Below are 14288 nucleotides of genomic sequence, written 5' to 3' on the forward strand. Positions count from 1 at the left end.
CTCAGGTGCCCCAGCGGCGGACGTTGGCGTTCTCCGCGTCCCGCATGATCGCGGTCGCGTCGTGCAGCGACGGCCCGAGGCGCTGCATGGTGTCGCCCATGGCCTCCACCGCCTGGTTCCACTGGACCTTGGCGTCGAGGTAGACGGCCTTGGCCGGGCCGTCCCAGGTCTCCAGGACCTTGAGGTCGTCCTCCAGGTCGGCCAGTTCGCCGACGAGATTGGCGTAGGCGCGGCCGAGCTCGGCCGCGATCTCCTCCATCTCGTCGAAATTGGCGAGGATGATGTCGGGACCGGTCATGGTGAGCTCTCCTTCGCCCTAGATGGCGCCGCCGTTGAGGGACGACCTCAGTCTCGCGGCGACCTCGCTCGCGCTGGTGCTCGCCTCGGTGTACTGGACGTCGGTCGCCTTGAGGTTCTCGCCGATCCTGGCGAGGGCCTCGATGACCTTGGTGAACTGCGGGGTCCACTCGTTGAGCACCTGCGTGTAGACCGTGGCGGCCTCGCCCATCCAGGCGCCGCCGAGCGTCTCGGGGATCAGGGCGAGCCGGTTGCGGATCTGTTCCACGTTCCCGACGGCGATCTGTACGCGTTCCGCGGCACTGTGCTGGCTGCCCTCGGCATAAGTGGTCCTGTCTGCCACGGTTCACCTCTCGGCTCTCGTGAACCCGCTGTCGACCGGGTTCCGAATTTCTGGATCAACGTAGGCGGCGCTCGATGCCAGGGCTGTGGTTTCAACTTTCCTGTAAATGTTTTCCGGCCCCCGGCCCGCCGGCCCCCTGTTCATCGGCCCGCCGGGCCCGCCGCCTGGCTCTGGGCAGCGTCAACGCCAGGAAGACCGTCAGCGCCGTCACCCCGCCCGCGCCGGCCGTGATGCTGATCGCCAGGCCGCGCGTCCGCTCGTCGGGCACCGGCGCCGTGGCCAGGACGACGGGCGGCGCGGCGTCCCGGCTCTCCTCCGCCTCCGGCAGCACGGAGGTGACCGCCTGCAGCGGGTTGACCAGCCCGGCCCCGGTGCCCGCCGCTCCCCCGCCCTCGGCCGTCCGTTCCAGCCGGCGCTTGACCTGCCAGTGGTCGAGATCGGGATGCCGGGCCCTGACCAGGGCGGCGACGCCCGACACGAAGGGGGCGGCGAAGCTGGTGCCGTCCAGCCCCGTGCGGTAGCCGCCGCCCGTCCACGCGCTCGTCACCCCGGCGCCCGGCGCGGTCACCGAGACGCGGGTGACGTCGTTGGAGAAGCCCGGCTTCCCGCCGTCGGGCGAGGCCGCGCCCACCGCGATCACGCCGGGGTACTCGGCCGGGTAGGCGGGCGTGACCGCGCCGTCGTCCTGCTTGACGTTGCCGGCCGCCGCCACGATCACCGCGTCCCTGGCCTGCGCGTACGTCACCGCCGCCTTCAACTCGGGGGCGTCGTGGGCCTGCACGGACACGTTGATGACGTCCGCGCCCAGGTCGGCGGCCCGCCGGATGCCCCGCGCCAGCCGGGACACGTCCCCCGAGCGCCCTTCCGTCTGCTTGATCGACACGATCGCGGCGGCCGGCGCGACGCCCAGCACCGGGACGCCGCGCGAGGTGAGGTCGCGCCCCGCGATGATCCCGGCCACCGCCGTGCCGTGGCCCACGCAGTCGCGCGGGTCCGTGGCGGTCAGGTCCACCTGGCGGGTGACGGCGCCGGCGAGCTGGGGATGCGCGGCGTCCACACCGCTGTCCACGACGGCGACGGTGACGCCCTCGCCCCTGGTGAGCCGCCACACCCGCTCGAAACGCAGCCGCTCCTGCGGCCACGGCGTGCCGGTGACCTCCGCGACGCCCGGCTCCGGGTCGCAGCTGACCGGCCCGCCCGAGGCCGGGGCGGGGGTCAGGGCGAGCAGCAGGGCCGCGGCGCCGTGGAGAAGAGGCACGGTAGTGCCGTACCAGAGGAAGGGCACGACAGGGGAGTCTTCCGACACTCGCGCACTGTCGTGGCTCTCTTCCAAAAACCTTGAAATGACGCGTCATCCCGCGGTACGCCCGGTAGGCAGGTGTCGGCATGTCCGGCGACGTGTGGACGCGGAGAGAGCATGACGACACCTGAGGACGGCGGGGACAGCCAGCGGCCGACCGTCGGCAGGTCGTACCTGGAACGGGAGAAGCTCACCAGGACCTACGAGGGCGGAGGCTCGGGCGAGGAGTTCGACTACGAGGCGCACACCGTCGAGGACGCCTACGCCGACCACCTCGTCGACCACGGGAAGGGCGCCTACCCCGGCCAGAGCACGCTCACGCCGCCCGACCCGGACGGCGGCCGGTTGCTCGCCGCGCACCCGATCGACCCCGGCGCGCCGAAGAAGGAGCTGTTCGTCGACCTCGACGCCTACGAGGACCCGGCCACCGGCACGCCCCGGCCGTCGTCGCCGGTGGAACGGCTGCGCCAGGACCTCGACCGGCTCAAGGGCGCCGGCCAGGACACGGGCCTGAAGCTCCTGCTCGACCGGGCCCGGCTCGACCAGCGCGAGCTGGGCGCCTGGCAGGCCGCCGACGACCTGCGCGCGACCACGGACAAGGCGCACGCCGCGCTGGGCGGCGCGATCGACCGGCTGTGCACCGTGTACGAGTCCGTCATCCAGGCGCTCGACGCGACCGTGCAGACGGCCAAGGGGGCGGACCGGTCCCTCGCGAGCGACCGGCGGGCGCGTACATGAGCGACTTCTGGGAGGAGGCGCTCAGGGACGAGAACCGGGCGCCGCATCCCGACGGCACCCAGTCGCTCAACGGCGCGGACTCCGAGGACGCCGACGGCGTCGCCGCCCTCCTCCAGTCGACCGAGCCCGAGCAGATCGCCCGGGCCGGGCGCGACTACCTGGAGATCGCCCGCATGTGCGGGGAGTCGGTGGCGGAGCTGAGCGCGCAGGCCCGCGCCATCTCCGAGACGCTCGGCGGGGAGTCGCTGGAGGGCGTCTTCAGGACCCTGGGCGAGCTGCAGCGGGACCTGGCCAGGATCAGCGCCGCGGCCACCTCGGTCGGGACGCCGCTCGAATGGTACGGGGACAAGGTGCTGCGCTGGTTCAAGGACAACGTTCCCGGGACCGGCTCGGTCGGCCTCGATGACGACGTCTTCGACGCCTTCGGCAGCGTCGAGGACAACGGCCACGTCCTCGCGCGGCATCACCTCCGTCTGCTCAACGGGTACATGGGGGACGTGTACGGCGCCATCGCGCCCACCGTCGAGCAGCGCACGTCCGCGCCGGGGGCGGATCTGGGCCTGCCGTCGTCAGGGCGGGGGCTGGGCCTGCCCGGCGGCTCGTACTCGGGCAGCGGACTGACCTCCCCTTACGGTGATATATCCGGCTTTGGCTCCCCCTACGGCCCGGGGACCGGCGGCCCGGACCTCCCCGGCCTCCGCCAACCGCAGGACCCGTCCCTCACGGATCCCTCCCTGGGCGACCCCTCCCTGCGCGACCCCTCCCTGCGTGACCCGTCGCTCCAGGACCCGTCGCTCTCCGGCGGCCAGAACCCGGGTGTCCAGAGTCCCGGTGTCCAGCACCCCTCGCTGCCGAACCCGGACATGCCTGGCATGTCCCCTCCCTCGCTCGACCCGCCCGGCGGGCTGTCGCAGCCGCCGTCCACGACGGACCTGTCCAGCCTGCCACCGTCCGCCCTGCCGACGTCGAACCTGCCGCCGGCCGTCTCCGGCACCACCACGCTCCCGCCCACCGGCAACGGGCCCGGCGTCACCTCGGGCGCCACCCCCGTGGCCCCGTTCGGCGTCAGCGTGCCCAAGCCATTGGCCGCCGGAGCGGGGCTCGGGCTGAACGGGATGCCCATGGGCATGCTGCCGCCGTTCGGCGCGACTGGGGCCGGGGCCGGGCAGGAGCGCGAACGGGAGCGGACCAGGATGGCGCTGGTGGAGGACGAGGCGTTCGAGTCCGACGACCTGGGCGGCCCGCCGGTGATCGCATGAGCGCGGCGGCATGAGGCGATGGACCGCGCGAGCGGGGCGACATGGGCGACGGTCGTATGAGCGTGGTGCGGCGATGAGCGTGGTGTGCCGGTGGGTGTGATCGCCGAGCGGGTGCGCGGTTACCGGCTGCTGGAGCGGGCCGGGCAGGACGGGCCCTGGACCACGTACCTGGCGCGGACCGCGGCTTCCGGCGAGGGAGGCCGGCCGGGCGGCGAGGTGCTGGTCAAGACGCTCGCGTGTCACCGGGTGGACAAGCGGGCGCTGAAGCGGATCATGCGCGGCTTCGGCTTCCCCGAGGCGCTGGCGGCGCTCGGCTCGGTGGTCCCGGTGCTGGAGGTGGGGGCGACGGGGGACGGACGGCCGTACCTGGTGACGCCGCCGCACGAAGGTCTCACGGTCGCCGAACGGCCGGGACGCGGCCTGCCCCTGCCGCTGGAGCAGGCCACGGGGCTGCTGCGGTCGGTGGCGCACGCGGTCGCGGCCACGCACGCGGCCGGCGGGGTGCACGGGCGCGTCAAGCCGGAGAACGTCGTCATGACCGGCGGCGGGGTGGTGCTGACGGGGTACGCCATGTCGGCGCTGATGTCGATCGTGGAACTGCCGGACGGGACGCCGCCCTCGGTGCACGCCGCGCCGGAGGAGCTCGAAGGGCGTCCGCCGGTGCCGGCCTCCGACGTGTACGCGCTGGCGTCGATGACGTACGAACTGCTGGCAGGCCGGCCCGCGTTCGCACTGGACGGACCGGGAAGCACGGCCAGGTTCGCCCTCGGCGTCCTGACCGAGGACCCACCCCCACTGCCCGCCTCGGTGCCGTCATCCCTGGCTGCCCTCCTGCTCGCGGCAATGTCCAAAGACCCAGCAACCCGCCCCCCGGCCACCGTCCTCGCCACCGCCGCCACCCCACCCGGCAGGACCGGGCAGCAGGCCGGCACGGCTGGCGGGGACGGCGAGGTGGATCACGACCCCACCGTCCGCGTCCCCAAAGCGTGGCTCACCATGCCGCCGGCCGAGGGCGCGGCGGTCAGCATGACCGGTCCGGTCTCCGGCGGTCAGGAGTGGTCGGGGCCGCCGGAGCTTGTCTGGACGGTGGATCCGGATCGCTCGCAGGTCAGGCCGCCGGCCGGGCCGCAGCCGTTCCTGCCGCCGGCTCCTGAGGTCACCGCGCCGCCGCACGCGCCCGCGGCCCCGGATCCGGGTGGCCGGGGCGGGAAGGTGCCGTTGCTCGTGGCGGGCGGGGCGGCACTGGCGGTGCTGGTGGGGGCGGGCAGTGTCGCCCTGGCGATGAGCGGCGGCGCCGGGACCACGACCGCGCAGCAGCAGGCCGGGGCCACGGAGCCCGCCGGCGATGCCACCCCACCGGACGGCTCCGTCAACGACGCGCCACCCGACGCCTCCACGGTCGCGCCGCCGGACGCCTCCACGAGCGTCGCGCCACCGGCTGACCGGCAGCCGCCGAAGACACTGCGGGACCAGGAGTGGGGCGACCCGGGGACGCCGTCACCATCCCCGCCCGCCGTACGACGAAGCGCCGACCCGGCCACCGTCGCCACGTACCGCCCCAAAAGCCTCAAGCTGGTCACCGACAGCGGCACCATGGTGACGCTGGCCTGGAAGGCCGTGCGGAAGAACGGCTACCCCATGATCATCCAGCAGTCCCCCGGCGACCGCCTGATGTCGGCGACCACCGGCGGCAGCACCTACACCGTCGGCGGCCTGGACCCGGCCCTCGGCTACTGCTTCAAGGTCGGCAGCGTGGTCACCCTGGGCCGGCCGTCGTCGGTGGCCTGGTCGTCCGCGCTGTGCATCAGGGGCGCGGCGGAGTCAGGCACCCAGAACGACGACCAGGCCCAGCCCCCGATCGTGCTCCCCCTGGCCACCCCGCCGACAACCTCAGCCGAATAGCCACCTCGCTCGCAAGCCCAGCCCACAGCGACACCACCCGCCCCGGCCGCGTCGTCAGCCGAACAGCGACAGCGGCGCCAGCCGGGTGACGAGCCTCCGCGCCACCCCTGACCGCCGCCTGACCAGCCCGTCCACCGTGGCGTGGTGCCGCCAGGCCAGTTCGGCGTCGGCGTCGTCCACGGGTGCTCCGCCGAAGGTGGCCAGGTTGGCCAGGTCGGCGAGTGTGGTCAGCGGTTCCCGCGCGCCGGGTCCCAGAGCCTCCTCGGCCAGGTGCGCCACCTCACCGGCGGTCAGCGCGCCCGAGGCGACGGGGATCCCGGCCGCCCGCATGCGGCTCACCGTCTCCCGCCACGCCCCCAACACGCGGGCGGCGGCCGAGGCGCCTCGACGGCGGCGCGTTCTGCGGACGAACGGCACGATGCCCACCGCGAGCAGGTAGAACGCCAGCAGGACAGCGGGAACCACCACCCACACGAGAGTCCACGACGTCCCGCCCGGGACGGGTCGCGGCTGCCGGCTCGCCTGACCGGTGGGTGTCTCGTCGGGTTCGGGCTGGGAGGAGTCGTCGTTGATCGCCTGCTCGATCTCCTTGGCCTGCTTGGGAGCGCCCTCGGCCACGTCGCCTCCCTCGCCGGCCCGCGTACGCGAGGGCGTCGGATAGAACGGCACCCACCCGATCCCCTTGAACTCCACCTCCGCCCAAGCCAGCACATCCCCGGCGCGCACCTGCCGCACGCCACCGCTCTCCCGTGCCAAGGCCCCGGTCCCGGTCAACTGCTCCCCGGTGCCGGCCCGGCCCGCGCCCGTCCCCTGCGCCTGTCCGGCGTCCCGGCCCGCTCGCGAGGACTCCTGCGCCGTACCGGGCCGGAACCCGACGACGATCCTGCTGGGCAGCCCGATCGAGCGGGCCAGCAGCGCGAACGACGCGGCGAACTGCTCGGTCGTCCCCCGCTTCGACTCCGTCAGGAAGAACTCGATGCTGCGGTACCCGTGCCCCGGCGGCGCGTTGACGTCGTTCACGGCGAGCTTGCGCAGGTAGGCCGCCAGCTTGGCGGCCTGCTGCGTCGGGCTGCGCGCCCCCTCGGTGGCGCGGCGGGCGATCCGCCCGAGCCGGGCCCGCTGCGGCGGCGTACGGCCGTCGGGCCCGTCCGGCAGGGCGCGGGCGGCCGGGTCGTCGGCCGCGGTCGCCCCGCGCAGTTCCTCCGTCGTGAACCGGCGGATCCCCGAGGTCACCTGGTACGTCATCCCCTCGCGGGCCTGCGTGCCGGCCAGCATCCCGGTGGCGGGATCGACCACGATGCCGGGCCCGGCGACCAGCAGCGGCCGGTCGGCGGCGGGCAGCCACGGCCCCGGCAGCCTCCGCACGGTGAACCGCTGCACGACGCTGTCACGCGCACCCGGCTGGCCCGGCACCCGGCCGCCCGTGGGAACGAAGCCGGCGTTCGACGTCCAGCTCACCCCGTCGAAGGTGTCCAGGACGGCCAGCCGGAGGTTCGCCTCGGAGCTCGTGCTGACCGTGAACAGCTCGCGCTGGGGGTTCTGCAGCCACGCCGACACCTGGTCGAGCGCGCTGACCCCGTTGATCGGGCGCGGCGGCGGCTGTTCGACCAGCTCGCGCACGTCGTACGGCCGCCCGGCCATGGGCAGCACGGGACCGGCGACGGCGGCCACCAGCACCAGGCCGGCCAGCAGCGGCACGCCCGCCGCGATCGTCCCCGCCGGCCTGCCGGACCTGACCAGCGCGAGCAGCAGCGCCAGCCCCGCGAACCCGGCCCCGTACGGCATCCCGGAGCCCGCCCCCGCGACCCCGAGCACGACCGCGACGGCCAGCACGGGCAGCGCGGCCACGGCGGGCAGCAGCACGGCCCGGGACCGCAGCGCCAGCTCGGCCCCGACTGCGGCGGCGGCCCAGACCAGGAAGCTGACCAGCACGATCGCGGTGCTGTCCGGGGCGGCGGGCAGGATGGTGGTCAGCAGTCTGCCGCCCGCCTCACGCACGCCGGTCAGCGCGGCGCGGACGGCGGCCGGGCCGGGCAGGAACCCGAGCCACGCCTCATCCCTGAACACCGTGGCCGACACCGCCGTCAGCCAGGCCAGCGCCTGTACGGGGACGACGCCCCAGAGCGGCAACCGTCCGGAGACCAGCAGCGACAGCACAGACGGCACCCCGGCCGCCACCGCCACCACGGGCAGCAGCGCGTCCATCGGGAACACCCCGTCGAACGCCAGCCCGGCCCCCGCCACCAGCAACGCGACCGCCACGACGGACGCCACCCGCCGCCCCGGCCCCACGCCATCGCGAGGCCCGGCCGCACCGTCGTGCGGGACAGGGGCGGCAGACGGCTGCGGGCCAGGGGCGGGCTGTCCGGCGGGGGCGCTCGGTGGGGTGGCTAGCGTGGCCATAGCGCGGCCAGCTCCCCGAGATCCCCCACCTCGATCACCGTGACCCCCGCCGCCCGTGGCACCCCGCCCGGCGACGCGGGCCCCACCCGGACGAACAGCACCTGGTCGAAGCGCCGCCGCACCGCCGCCGCACCCGCCAGTGCCGCGTACGTGCCGCTGACCAGCACCAGCGCCCCGCCGGCCCCCGCCAGCCTGATCACGTGGGCGGGCGGCTCGGCGGCGTCGGACCGCCGCACCAGCGCCAGCCGGTCGAGCACCTCCTCGTCCTCCCCGCCCTTGGCGTGCACCAGCTCCCCGTCCCCGGTAAACACCCGCACGGGGAACCGGTCCCGCGTCACCGCGCAGGCCGCCGACGCGGCCACGTCCACGGCCAGCTCGAACTCGTCGTCGCCCTCGTACGACGAGGTCCTGGTGTCGAGGACGGTGACGGTGCTGGGCAGGTTGACGTCGGTCAGCTCCTTGACCATGAGGATCCCGGTCCTTGCGGTGGACCGCCAGTGGACGTGGCGCAGGTCGTCGCCGACGACGTACTCGCGCAGCCCGTTGAAGCCGCTCGTCCCGGCCGGCGCCGAGCGCGCCGCCAGCCCGTCGAGGTGCCGCTGCCGCCCCGCGTGCGGCGGCGGCAGCGGGACGGTGCGGGGCCGGACGAGGAGCAGGTCGGTCCGCCCGTACGCGACCGAGCGGCGGGCCAGCCCGAACGGGTCACCCCGGTCCAGCAGCAGCGGCCCCACCGGCGTCTCCCCCCGGCGGCGCGTGGGCAGCCGGTACGACACCGTCCGCGTCGTGTTCCCGGCCAGCGCGGGTACCTCGACGGACACGGTCGTGTCCCGGCAGGTGTCCCTGGCGACCAGCCCCGAGTGCCGCCACCGGCCGGCGTTGCGTACGTGGAGAACGGCGATGGCCGGCTCCCCTCGCGTCACCTTCACGGGCGTCACCTCGCGCCGCACCTCCAGCGACGCCCCCCTGAGCGTCCACAGCGCGCCGGCCCCCACGGCGGCGAGCCCGGCCACGGCCAGCACCGCCGCCTGGGCGTACCCGAGCGGCGCCCCCACGGCGTACACGAGCACCGAAGAAGCCGCCAGGCCCCACCCCGCCCTGGTGATCATTCACACTCCCAGAGCGGGGCCGCGGGGAAGCCCCCCTTCGGGGTGTCCATGAGCACGTCGTTGAGCCAGCCGTTGCCGTGGGGGGATTCGACCTTGTTCCAGACGTCGCTGCTCATGCCCGTGTCGCTGTCGGTGAAGCCGGCGCCCTTCTGCTGGCAGAGCACGGTCATGGTGACGTACGTGCCCTGCGGGATCCGGCCCGCCTCCGCGCCCGCGCTCGGCCCCGAGCGGATGAGCGTGTCGCGGTGGTCGTTGTGGGCGTTGCTGAACTGGGCCGACGGCGGGCGCAGCTCGGCGGTGGCCTCCGCGCGGTCCTGGCTCTCGCCGGCCTCGTTCTTGGCGCGCAGGGTCCAGGTGTAGGACTGGCCGTTCTTCAGCCCGGTCACCTCCGCGCTCGTCCCGTCGGGGGCGGCCGGGTGGGTGCCGGGACCGTCGAGGAGGTACGTGACGCCGTCCTTGGCGTTCTCGGGCGGCGACCAGGTGAGGTCGGCGCCGTGGTTCTTGCCCTTGGCGGTGAATCCGGACGGGCGGCCGGGGGCGACGCAGGGACGTACCGGGATGGACGGGGCCGATTCCACCTCGCCGCCGGCGTACTGGGCGGCGACGCGGAACGTGTACTCCTGGCCGCAGCTGCCGCCCGTCACCCGGAACTGGAACGGGCCGTCGGCTCGTACCCGGTCCGGGCTGACGTCGGCGCCGCCGGGCGCGCCCTTCAGCGTGTAGCCGGTGACGTCGCCCTTGCCGGACGGCGTGAAGACGATCTCCATCCAGCCGGGCCCGGAGTTCGCGGTGACCGTGCCCGGCGGGTCGGGGGTGACCGTCGGCGTCGGGGTCGGGGTCGGGGTCTGGGTCTGCGTGGGCGTCGGCGTGGCGGTGGGGGTCTGGGTGGCGCTCCTGGTCGGGGTGGCGGTGACGGTCACGGTCGGCGCGGCGGTCCTCGTCCGCGTGGGTACGGACGTCGGCTGCTTGGTCGTCCGGGTCGGCACGGTCGTCGGCGGCACCACCGTGGGCACGCTGCTGGGCACGGGCAGCGGCGTCGGGGTGTCCTTCTGGCCGAGCGCCTCGTCGTACTTGCCGACCCGGTGCCCCCTGCCGTCCTGCTCGATGACCAGGGCGGTCTCGCTGAACTGGTCGTTCACCCAGAGCAGCCCGTCCTTGACGAACACCTCCAGCGGCCCCGCCTTGCCGGTGACGACCTTGTCCGGCTCGAACCGCTTGGCCACGGTGTCGTACACGATGAGCTTGCCCGTGCTCTCGTCGGCGATGTAGACGCGCCGCCCGAGCGCCTGCGGCGCGCCCAGCTTGCCGCCCTTCACCGAGACCGTCGTCAGCGCGCCGCTGCCGGTGTCGACGAGGACGAGCGCGCCCTGCTTGGGCGCCAGGATCGGCACCACCTGGCTCTCGGCCACGGCGGGGACCCGCAGTCCCGCGCGGCCGGCCTCGGTGACGGTGCTGGGCAGGCTCACCTGCAGCCGGGTGCCGGTCGCGCCGATCACCATGGCGGTGGCGGCGGCGGAGTTGGTGACCAGGGGGACGCCGTTCGCGATCGTCAGCGTGAGCGGGTCGCCGGGCTCGCCGACCGTGACCGCCTTCCCCTTCTGCGCGCCGGCCACCTGCACGAGCGTGCCCTCCTCCGGCACGGGCACCCAGAGCGTGCCGCTCCTGTCGATGCCCGCCTGCCCGAGCGGCGGCTTGAGCGTGATCGGGGCGCCGACCGTGTCCACGGTCAGCGGATCGAGCTGCTGTACGGTGCCGCCGCGCGGGTCGATCCCGTACGCCTTGCCCGCGCCCATCACGATCTGCATGCCGTCCGCGCCGATCGTGCCGGTCTGCGCCACCTCCAGCTGGGTGGGGTCGATGCGGCTGACCTTGCCGGTGGACTCGTCGACGACGAGCACGTTGTCGCCGTCCTGCACCACCGTCAGCGCCTGACCGCCGGCCGAGGCCAGGTCCACCCGGCCGTCCACCTGCCCGGACAGGCCGTTGGCGTGCACCACCTCACCGTTGAGCGCACTGGCCAGCCACGCGCCGACGTCGGCGAGCTTGGGGCGCGCACTGGAGACGCCTGTGTCCAGGAACAGGCCGACTCCGACCAGCGCGGCCGTCAGCACGCCCGCGACGATGCCCGCCGCCCGCCGCCCCGCCGCGCTCCGCCACCGAAAGACCACCGATTCACATCCCGCGAGATCCCATGCGTACACGCGTCCGCGGACACACTAGGGCGGCCCACCCGGCTCCCGACGACCCTTCAAATAATCTAGAAACATCCAGCTGAACGACCGTCCCGGCACTCGCCGACGCCCGGCTCGGCAACCGTCCCCACGCTGGTCACCGCCCGGCTCAGCGGTCGTCCCGGCGCTGATCGTCGGCGGCGCGGAACCGCTCGGCCATCGACGCCTCGAAGGACTCCAGCATGGCGGCGAAGCGCTTCTCGTCGTCCACCGCATCCCCGGCGTCCCCGGCGTTCCCGGCCTCCGGGGACCCGGCCATGATCTTGTCCACCTTCCCGGCCACCTCGTCCTGCGCCTCCTGCGCCGCCCGCAACACCGCCTCGGCCAGCTTCCTGCTGTCCATGCCCATGACCCGCGGGGCGAGCACGACGTCGATGAGACGCCCGGAGGCCCCGGCCGTCACCCGCACCTGCCCGTCCGCCGCCTCACCCCGTCCGACGACCACGTCCAGCTCGTCCTTGAGCTGCTCGACGTGCGCCAGCATCTCCTCGGCCCGCGCGGTGATCCGCTCCAGATCGTCCGGCTGAAATCCGCTCAACATACCTCCCGGCTCTCCTCCGGGAGGGTAAGGGGAGAGACCCTCACTTCGGAAAAACTCGAATCGTGCGCTCGTCTGCGTCGAAGGGCCGCTTCCTGGCCAGCAGGGCGAAGCGGTGGGCTGTGGTGTGGAGGGGGTGGCCGCGTTTCATCGCGTCGTGCAGGGCGCGGAGCCGGGGCTCGTACGTGTGAACGTCGAAGTTCGGCACCTGCCAGGGGATGACGCGGAGGAACAGGACGAGTGCGCCGATGTCGTGGAACGTCGTGGTGAACGAGCCCTCCTGGCTCCACGTGACGTTCAGGTCGGTGGTGGCCGTGTCGAGGTTCCAGGAGTGGTCCTCGTGCGGTGGGCCGCCCAAGGCCGCGTTGATCTCCTCCAGGTCGCGGCCTCCGACCTGCTGGGTGAGGAACGTGCCGCCCGGGGTCAGGAGGCGGTTCGACTCGTGCGGGTCGTACGAGTCGTGGCGGTTGATGATCAGGTCGAAGGAGGCGTCGGGGAACGGGCGGGTGTCTTCGGTGACCGCTACTCCCAGGGGTTCCAGGCGGGCGCGGGCCAGTGGGAGGTTGGGTGGGTGGGCCTCCGTCGCCGCGGTGCGGGGCGGGAGCAGGGCTAGCGAGGACAGGAACTCGCCGCCTCCCGTCCCGAGGTCGAGGAGGGCCTTGGCGTGGGCGAGGTGGTCGCGGACCAGGCGCTCGTAGTCCCACGGCAGGGTGCCGTCGTAGGTGACGCGGTCGCCGAAGACGGAGAAGTCCCAGCCCTCGAACGGCGTGGTCAGCGCCTCGTGGATCAGTGCCTCGTAGTCCATGGGCGCGATCATGCCTGGTGGGCCGGTACCCCGCATCCGGTTATGTCGTGGGTACGACGTCTCCCCGCATCCGGTCATGTCGCGGGTGCGGGGCCTCCCTGCATCCGGTCATGTCGGGTTCGAGGGTGTGGTGTGCCGGCGTTATGGCGTGGGTTTGTGGGGTGTGCTGGGGCGGAGGGTGACCTGGGCCGGGAGCGGGCGGTGGGCGGTCGGGTCGTCCGTCGACAGGGCCAGGCGCATCGCGGTCAGGCCGGCCTCGCGCAAGGGTACGGCCACCGAGGTGAGGGCCGGAAGGACGTCCACCGCCGGGGCGATGTCGTCGAAGCCGGCCACCCCGATGTCCCGTCCCGGGATCAGGCCGGCCTCGCGGAAGGCGGTCATCGCGCCGATCGCCATCACGTCGTTGACCGCGAACACCGCCTCCACGTCCCCCATCCCCCGTTCCACCAGCCGCCGCGCCGCCTCGTGGCCGCCGTCGCGGGTGAAGCCGGTCTCGAACGCGAGCGGAGCGGGCGCGCCGGAACCGTCCAGGCCGGACAGGAAGCCCTCGTGCCGGTCACGGGACGTGCGCAGCGACGGGGCGGCGTGGAAGACGGCGAAGCGGCGGTAACCGCGGGCGAGCAGCGCGCGGGCGAGCGCGGCCGAGCCGCCGCGGTCGTCGATGGTGACGGTGCCGAACGGCAGGTCCCGCTGGCTGATCAGCACCACCCGCCCGCCGGCCGTACGGTACTGCGTCAGCTCCTCGATGAGCGCGTCCCTGGTGGTGGTCCCCTCGATGCGGCTGCCGGTCACGATGATGATGCGCGGGCGCTGGCCCCGCAGGGTTCTGACGATCTCCAGCTCGCGTTCGGGCGAGCCGTCGGCCACCGCCATGGTGACGATGAGGCCGGCCTCCGTCGCGGCCTGCGTGACGCCGGCCGCGATGGTGGAGAAGTAGGGGTCGGCGACGTCGCGGACCACCAGCGCGACGGTCCTGGTCGAGCCCTTGGCGATGGCTTGAGCCGACAGGTGCGGCTCGTAGTCGAGCTTGGCGGCGGCGGCGCGTACCCGGGCGACGTTCTCCGCTCTGACGTTGCGCGCGCTGCCGTTGAGGGCCCGCGAGGCGGTGGCGATGGAGACGCCCGCCTCTCTGGCGACATCGTGCAGGGTCGCGGCCGACCCTGTGGGAGCCGCTGGAGCCGTGAGACCAGCCGGAGCTGTGGGACCAGCCGGAGCTGTGGGACCAGCTGGAGCTGTGGGACCGGCTGGAGCTGCGGGCGGCGCCGACGTTCCGGGGCATGCCGGGGTTGCGGGAGTCGCCGGGGTCGAGGAAGTCGCCGGGATAGCGGGGGTCGGCGGCGGATCTTCCATGGCGGTCATCCTGTCA

At 73.9% G+C, this 14288-nt stretch carries 12 protein-coding genes; 3 read left to right on the top strand and 9 right to left on the bottom strand.

Annotated features, from left to right (window positions below):
* Window position 1 precedes the first annotated feature (1 nt).
* The 3 genes from OIE67_RS33385 to mycP form a co-directional block, all read right to left on the bottom strand.
* Window positions 2-298: a WXG100 family type VII secretion target gene (locus OIE67_RS33385; protein WP_106235883.1), complete on the bottom strand. Its 297-nt coding sequence runs from the start codon at window positions 296-298 to the stop codon at window positions 2-4.
* A gap of 18 nt (window positions 299-316) precedes the next feature.
* Window positions 317-640, bottom strand: coding sequence for a WXG100 family type VII secretion target (locus OIE67_RS33390; RefSeq protein WP_106235882.1), 324 nt, complete (start codon window positions 638-640; stop codon window positions 317-319).
* Window positions 641-731: 91 nt separating this feature from the next.
* A complete protein-coding gene (gene mycP, locus OIE67_RS33395; protein WP_326627972.1) occupies window positions 732-1946 on the bottom strand; it encodes a type VII secretion-associated serine protease mycosin in 1215 nt (404 codons plus the stop codon).
* Window positions 1947-2057: 111 nt separating this feature from the next.
* On the opposite strand from mycP, the gene OIE67_RS33400 reads away from it, so the two are divergent.
* From OIE67_RS33400 to OIE67_RS33410, 3 genes are all read left to right on the top strand, one after another.
* Window positions 2058-2678, top strand: coding sequence for a hypothetical protein (locus OIE67_RS33400; protein WP_326627974.1), 621 nt, complete (start codon window positions 2058-2060; stop codon window positions 2676-2678).
* Window positions 2675-3937: a hypothetical protein gene (locus OIE67_RS33405; protein WP_326627976.1), complete on the top strand. Its 1263-nt coding sequence runs from the start codon at window positions 2675-2677 to the stop codon at window positions 3935-3937. The genes OIE67_RS33400 and OIE67_RS33405 overlap by 4 nt, the downstream gene beginning before the upstream one ends.
* A gap of 84 nt (window positions 3938-4021) precedes the next feature.
* A complete protein-coding gene (locus tag OIE67_RS33410; protein ID WP_326627978.1) occupies window positions 4022-5839 on the top strand; it encodes a serine/threonine protein kinase in 1818 nt (605 codons plus the stop codon).
* A 54-nt stretch (window positions 5840-5893) separates the two neighbouring features.
* Here the strand turns inward: OIE67_RS33410 and OIE67_RS33415 are convergent, their stop codons facing one another.
* From OIE67_RS33415 to OIE67_RS33440, 6 genes are all read right to left on the bottom strand, one after another.
* On the bottom strand, window positions 5894-8101 hold the full coding sequence (locus OIE67_RS33415; RefSeq protein WP_326627980.1) for a DUF3488 and transglutaminase-like domain-containing protein: 2208 nt from the start codon (window positions 8099-8101) through the stop codon (window positions 5894-5896).
* Window positions 8102-8229: 128 nt separating this feature from the next.
* The gene (locus OIE67_RS33420) at window positions 8230-9348 is read right to left on the bottom strand and encodes a DUF58 domain-containing protein (RefSeq protein ID WP_326627982.1); all 1119 of its coding nucleotides are present in this window, start codon (window positions 9346-9348) and stop codon (window positions 8230-8232) included.
* Window positions 9345-11516: an NHL repeat-containing protein gene (locus OIE67_RS33425; protein WP_326627984.1), complete on the bottom strand. Its 2172-nt coding sequence runs from the start codon at window positions 11514-11516 to the stop codon at window positions 9345-9347. Before OIE67_RS33425 ends, OIE67_RS33420 begins: the two co-directional genes overlap by 4 nt.
* A 172-nt stretch (window positions 11517-11688) precedes the next feature.
* Window positions 11689-12120, bottom strand: a complete 432-nt coding sequence (locus OIE67_RS33430) for a YbaB/EbfC family nucleoid-associated protein (protein ID WP_326627986.1) — start codon at window positions 12118-12120, stop codon at window positions 11689-11691.
* 40 nt (window positions 12121-12160) lie between these two features.
* Entirely contained in the window at window positions 12161-12922 is a 762-nt protein-coding gene (locus OIE67_RS33435) for a class I SAM-dependent methyltransferase (protein ID WP_326627988.1), read from the bottom strand.
* A 141-nt stretch (window positions 12923-13063) separates the two neighbouring features.
* On the bottom strand, window positions 13064-14281 hold the full coding sequence (locus OIE67_RS33440) for a LacI family DNA-binding transcriptional regulator (RefSeq protein ID WP_326627990.1): 1218 nt from the start codon (window positions 14279-14281) through the stop codon (window positions 13064-13066).
* Window positions 14282-14288: the final 7 nt, after the last annotated feature.

The organism is Nonomuraea fuscirosea (assembly GCF_035917475.1).
GTDB lineage: Bacteria > Actinomycetota > Actinomycetes > Streptosporangiales > Streptosporangiaceae > Nonomuraea > Nonomuraea fuscirosea.

Coding starts and splice junctions, on each gene's coding strand:
- OIE67_RS33405 (WP_326627976.1), top strand. CDS start 2,675: ATGAGCGACTTCTGGGAGGAGGCGCTCAGGGACGAGAACCGGGCGCCG.
- OIE67_RS33435 (WP_326627988.1), bottom strand. CDS start 12,922: ATGGACTACGAGGCACTGATCCACGAGGCGCTGACCACGCCGTTCGAG.
- OIE67_RS33400 (WP_326627974.1), top strand. CDS start 2,058: ATGACGACACCTGAGGACGGCGGGGACAGCCAGCGGCCGACCGTCGGC.
- OIE67_RS33430 (WP_326627986.1), bottom strand. CDS start 12,120: ATGTTGAGCGGATTTCAGCCGGACGATCTGGAGCGGATCACCGCGCGG.
- OIE67_RS33420 (WP_326627982.1), bottom strand. CDS start 9,348: ATGATCACCAGGGCGGGGTGGGGCCTGGCGGCTTCTTCGGTGCTCGTG.
- OIE67_RS33440 (WP_326627990.1), bottom strand. CDS start 14,281: ATGACCGCCATGGAAGATCCGCCGCCGACCCCCGCTATCCCGGCGACT.
- OIE67_RS33385 (WP_106235883.1), bottom strand. CDS start 298: ATGACCGGTCCCGACATCATCCTCGCCAATTTCGACGAGATGGAGGAG.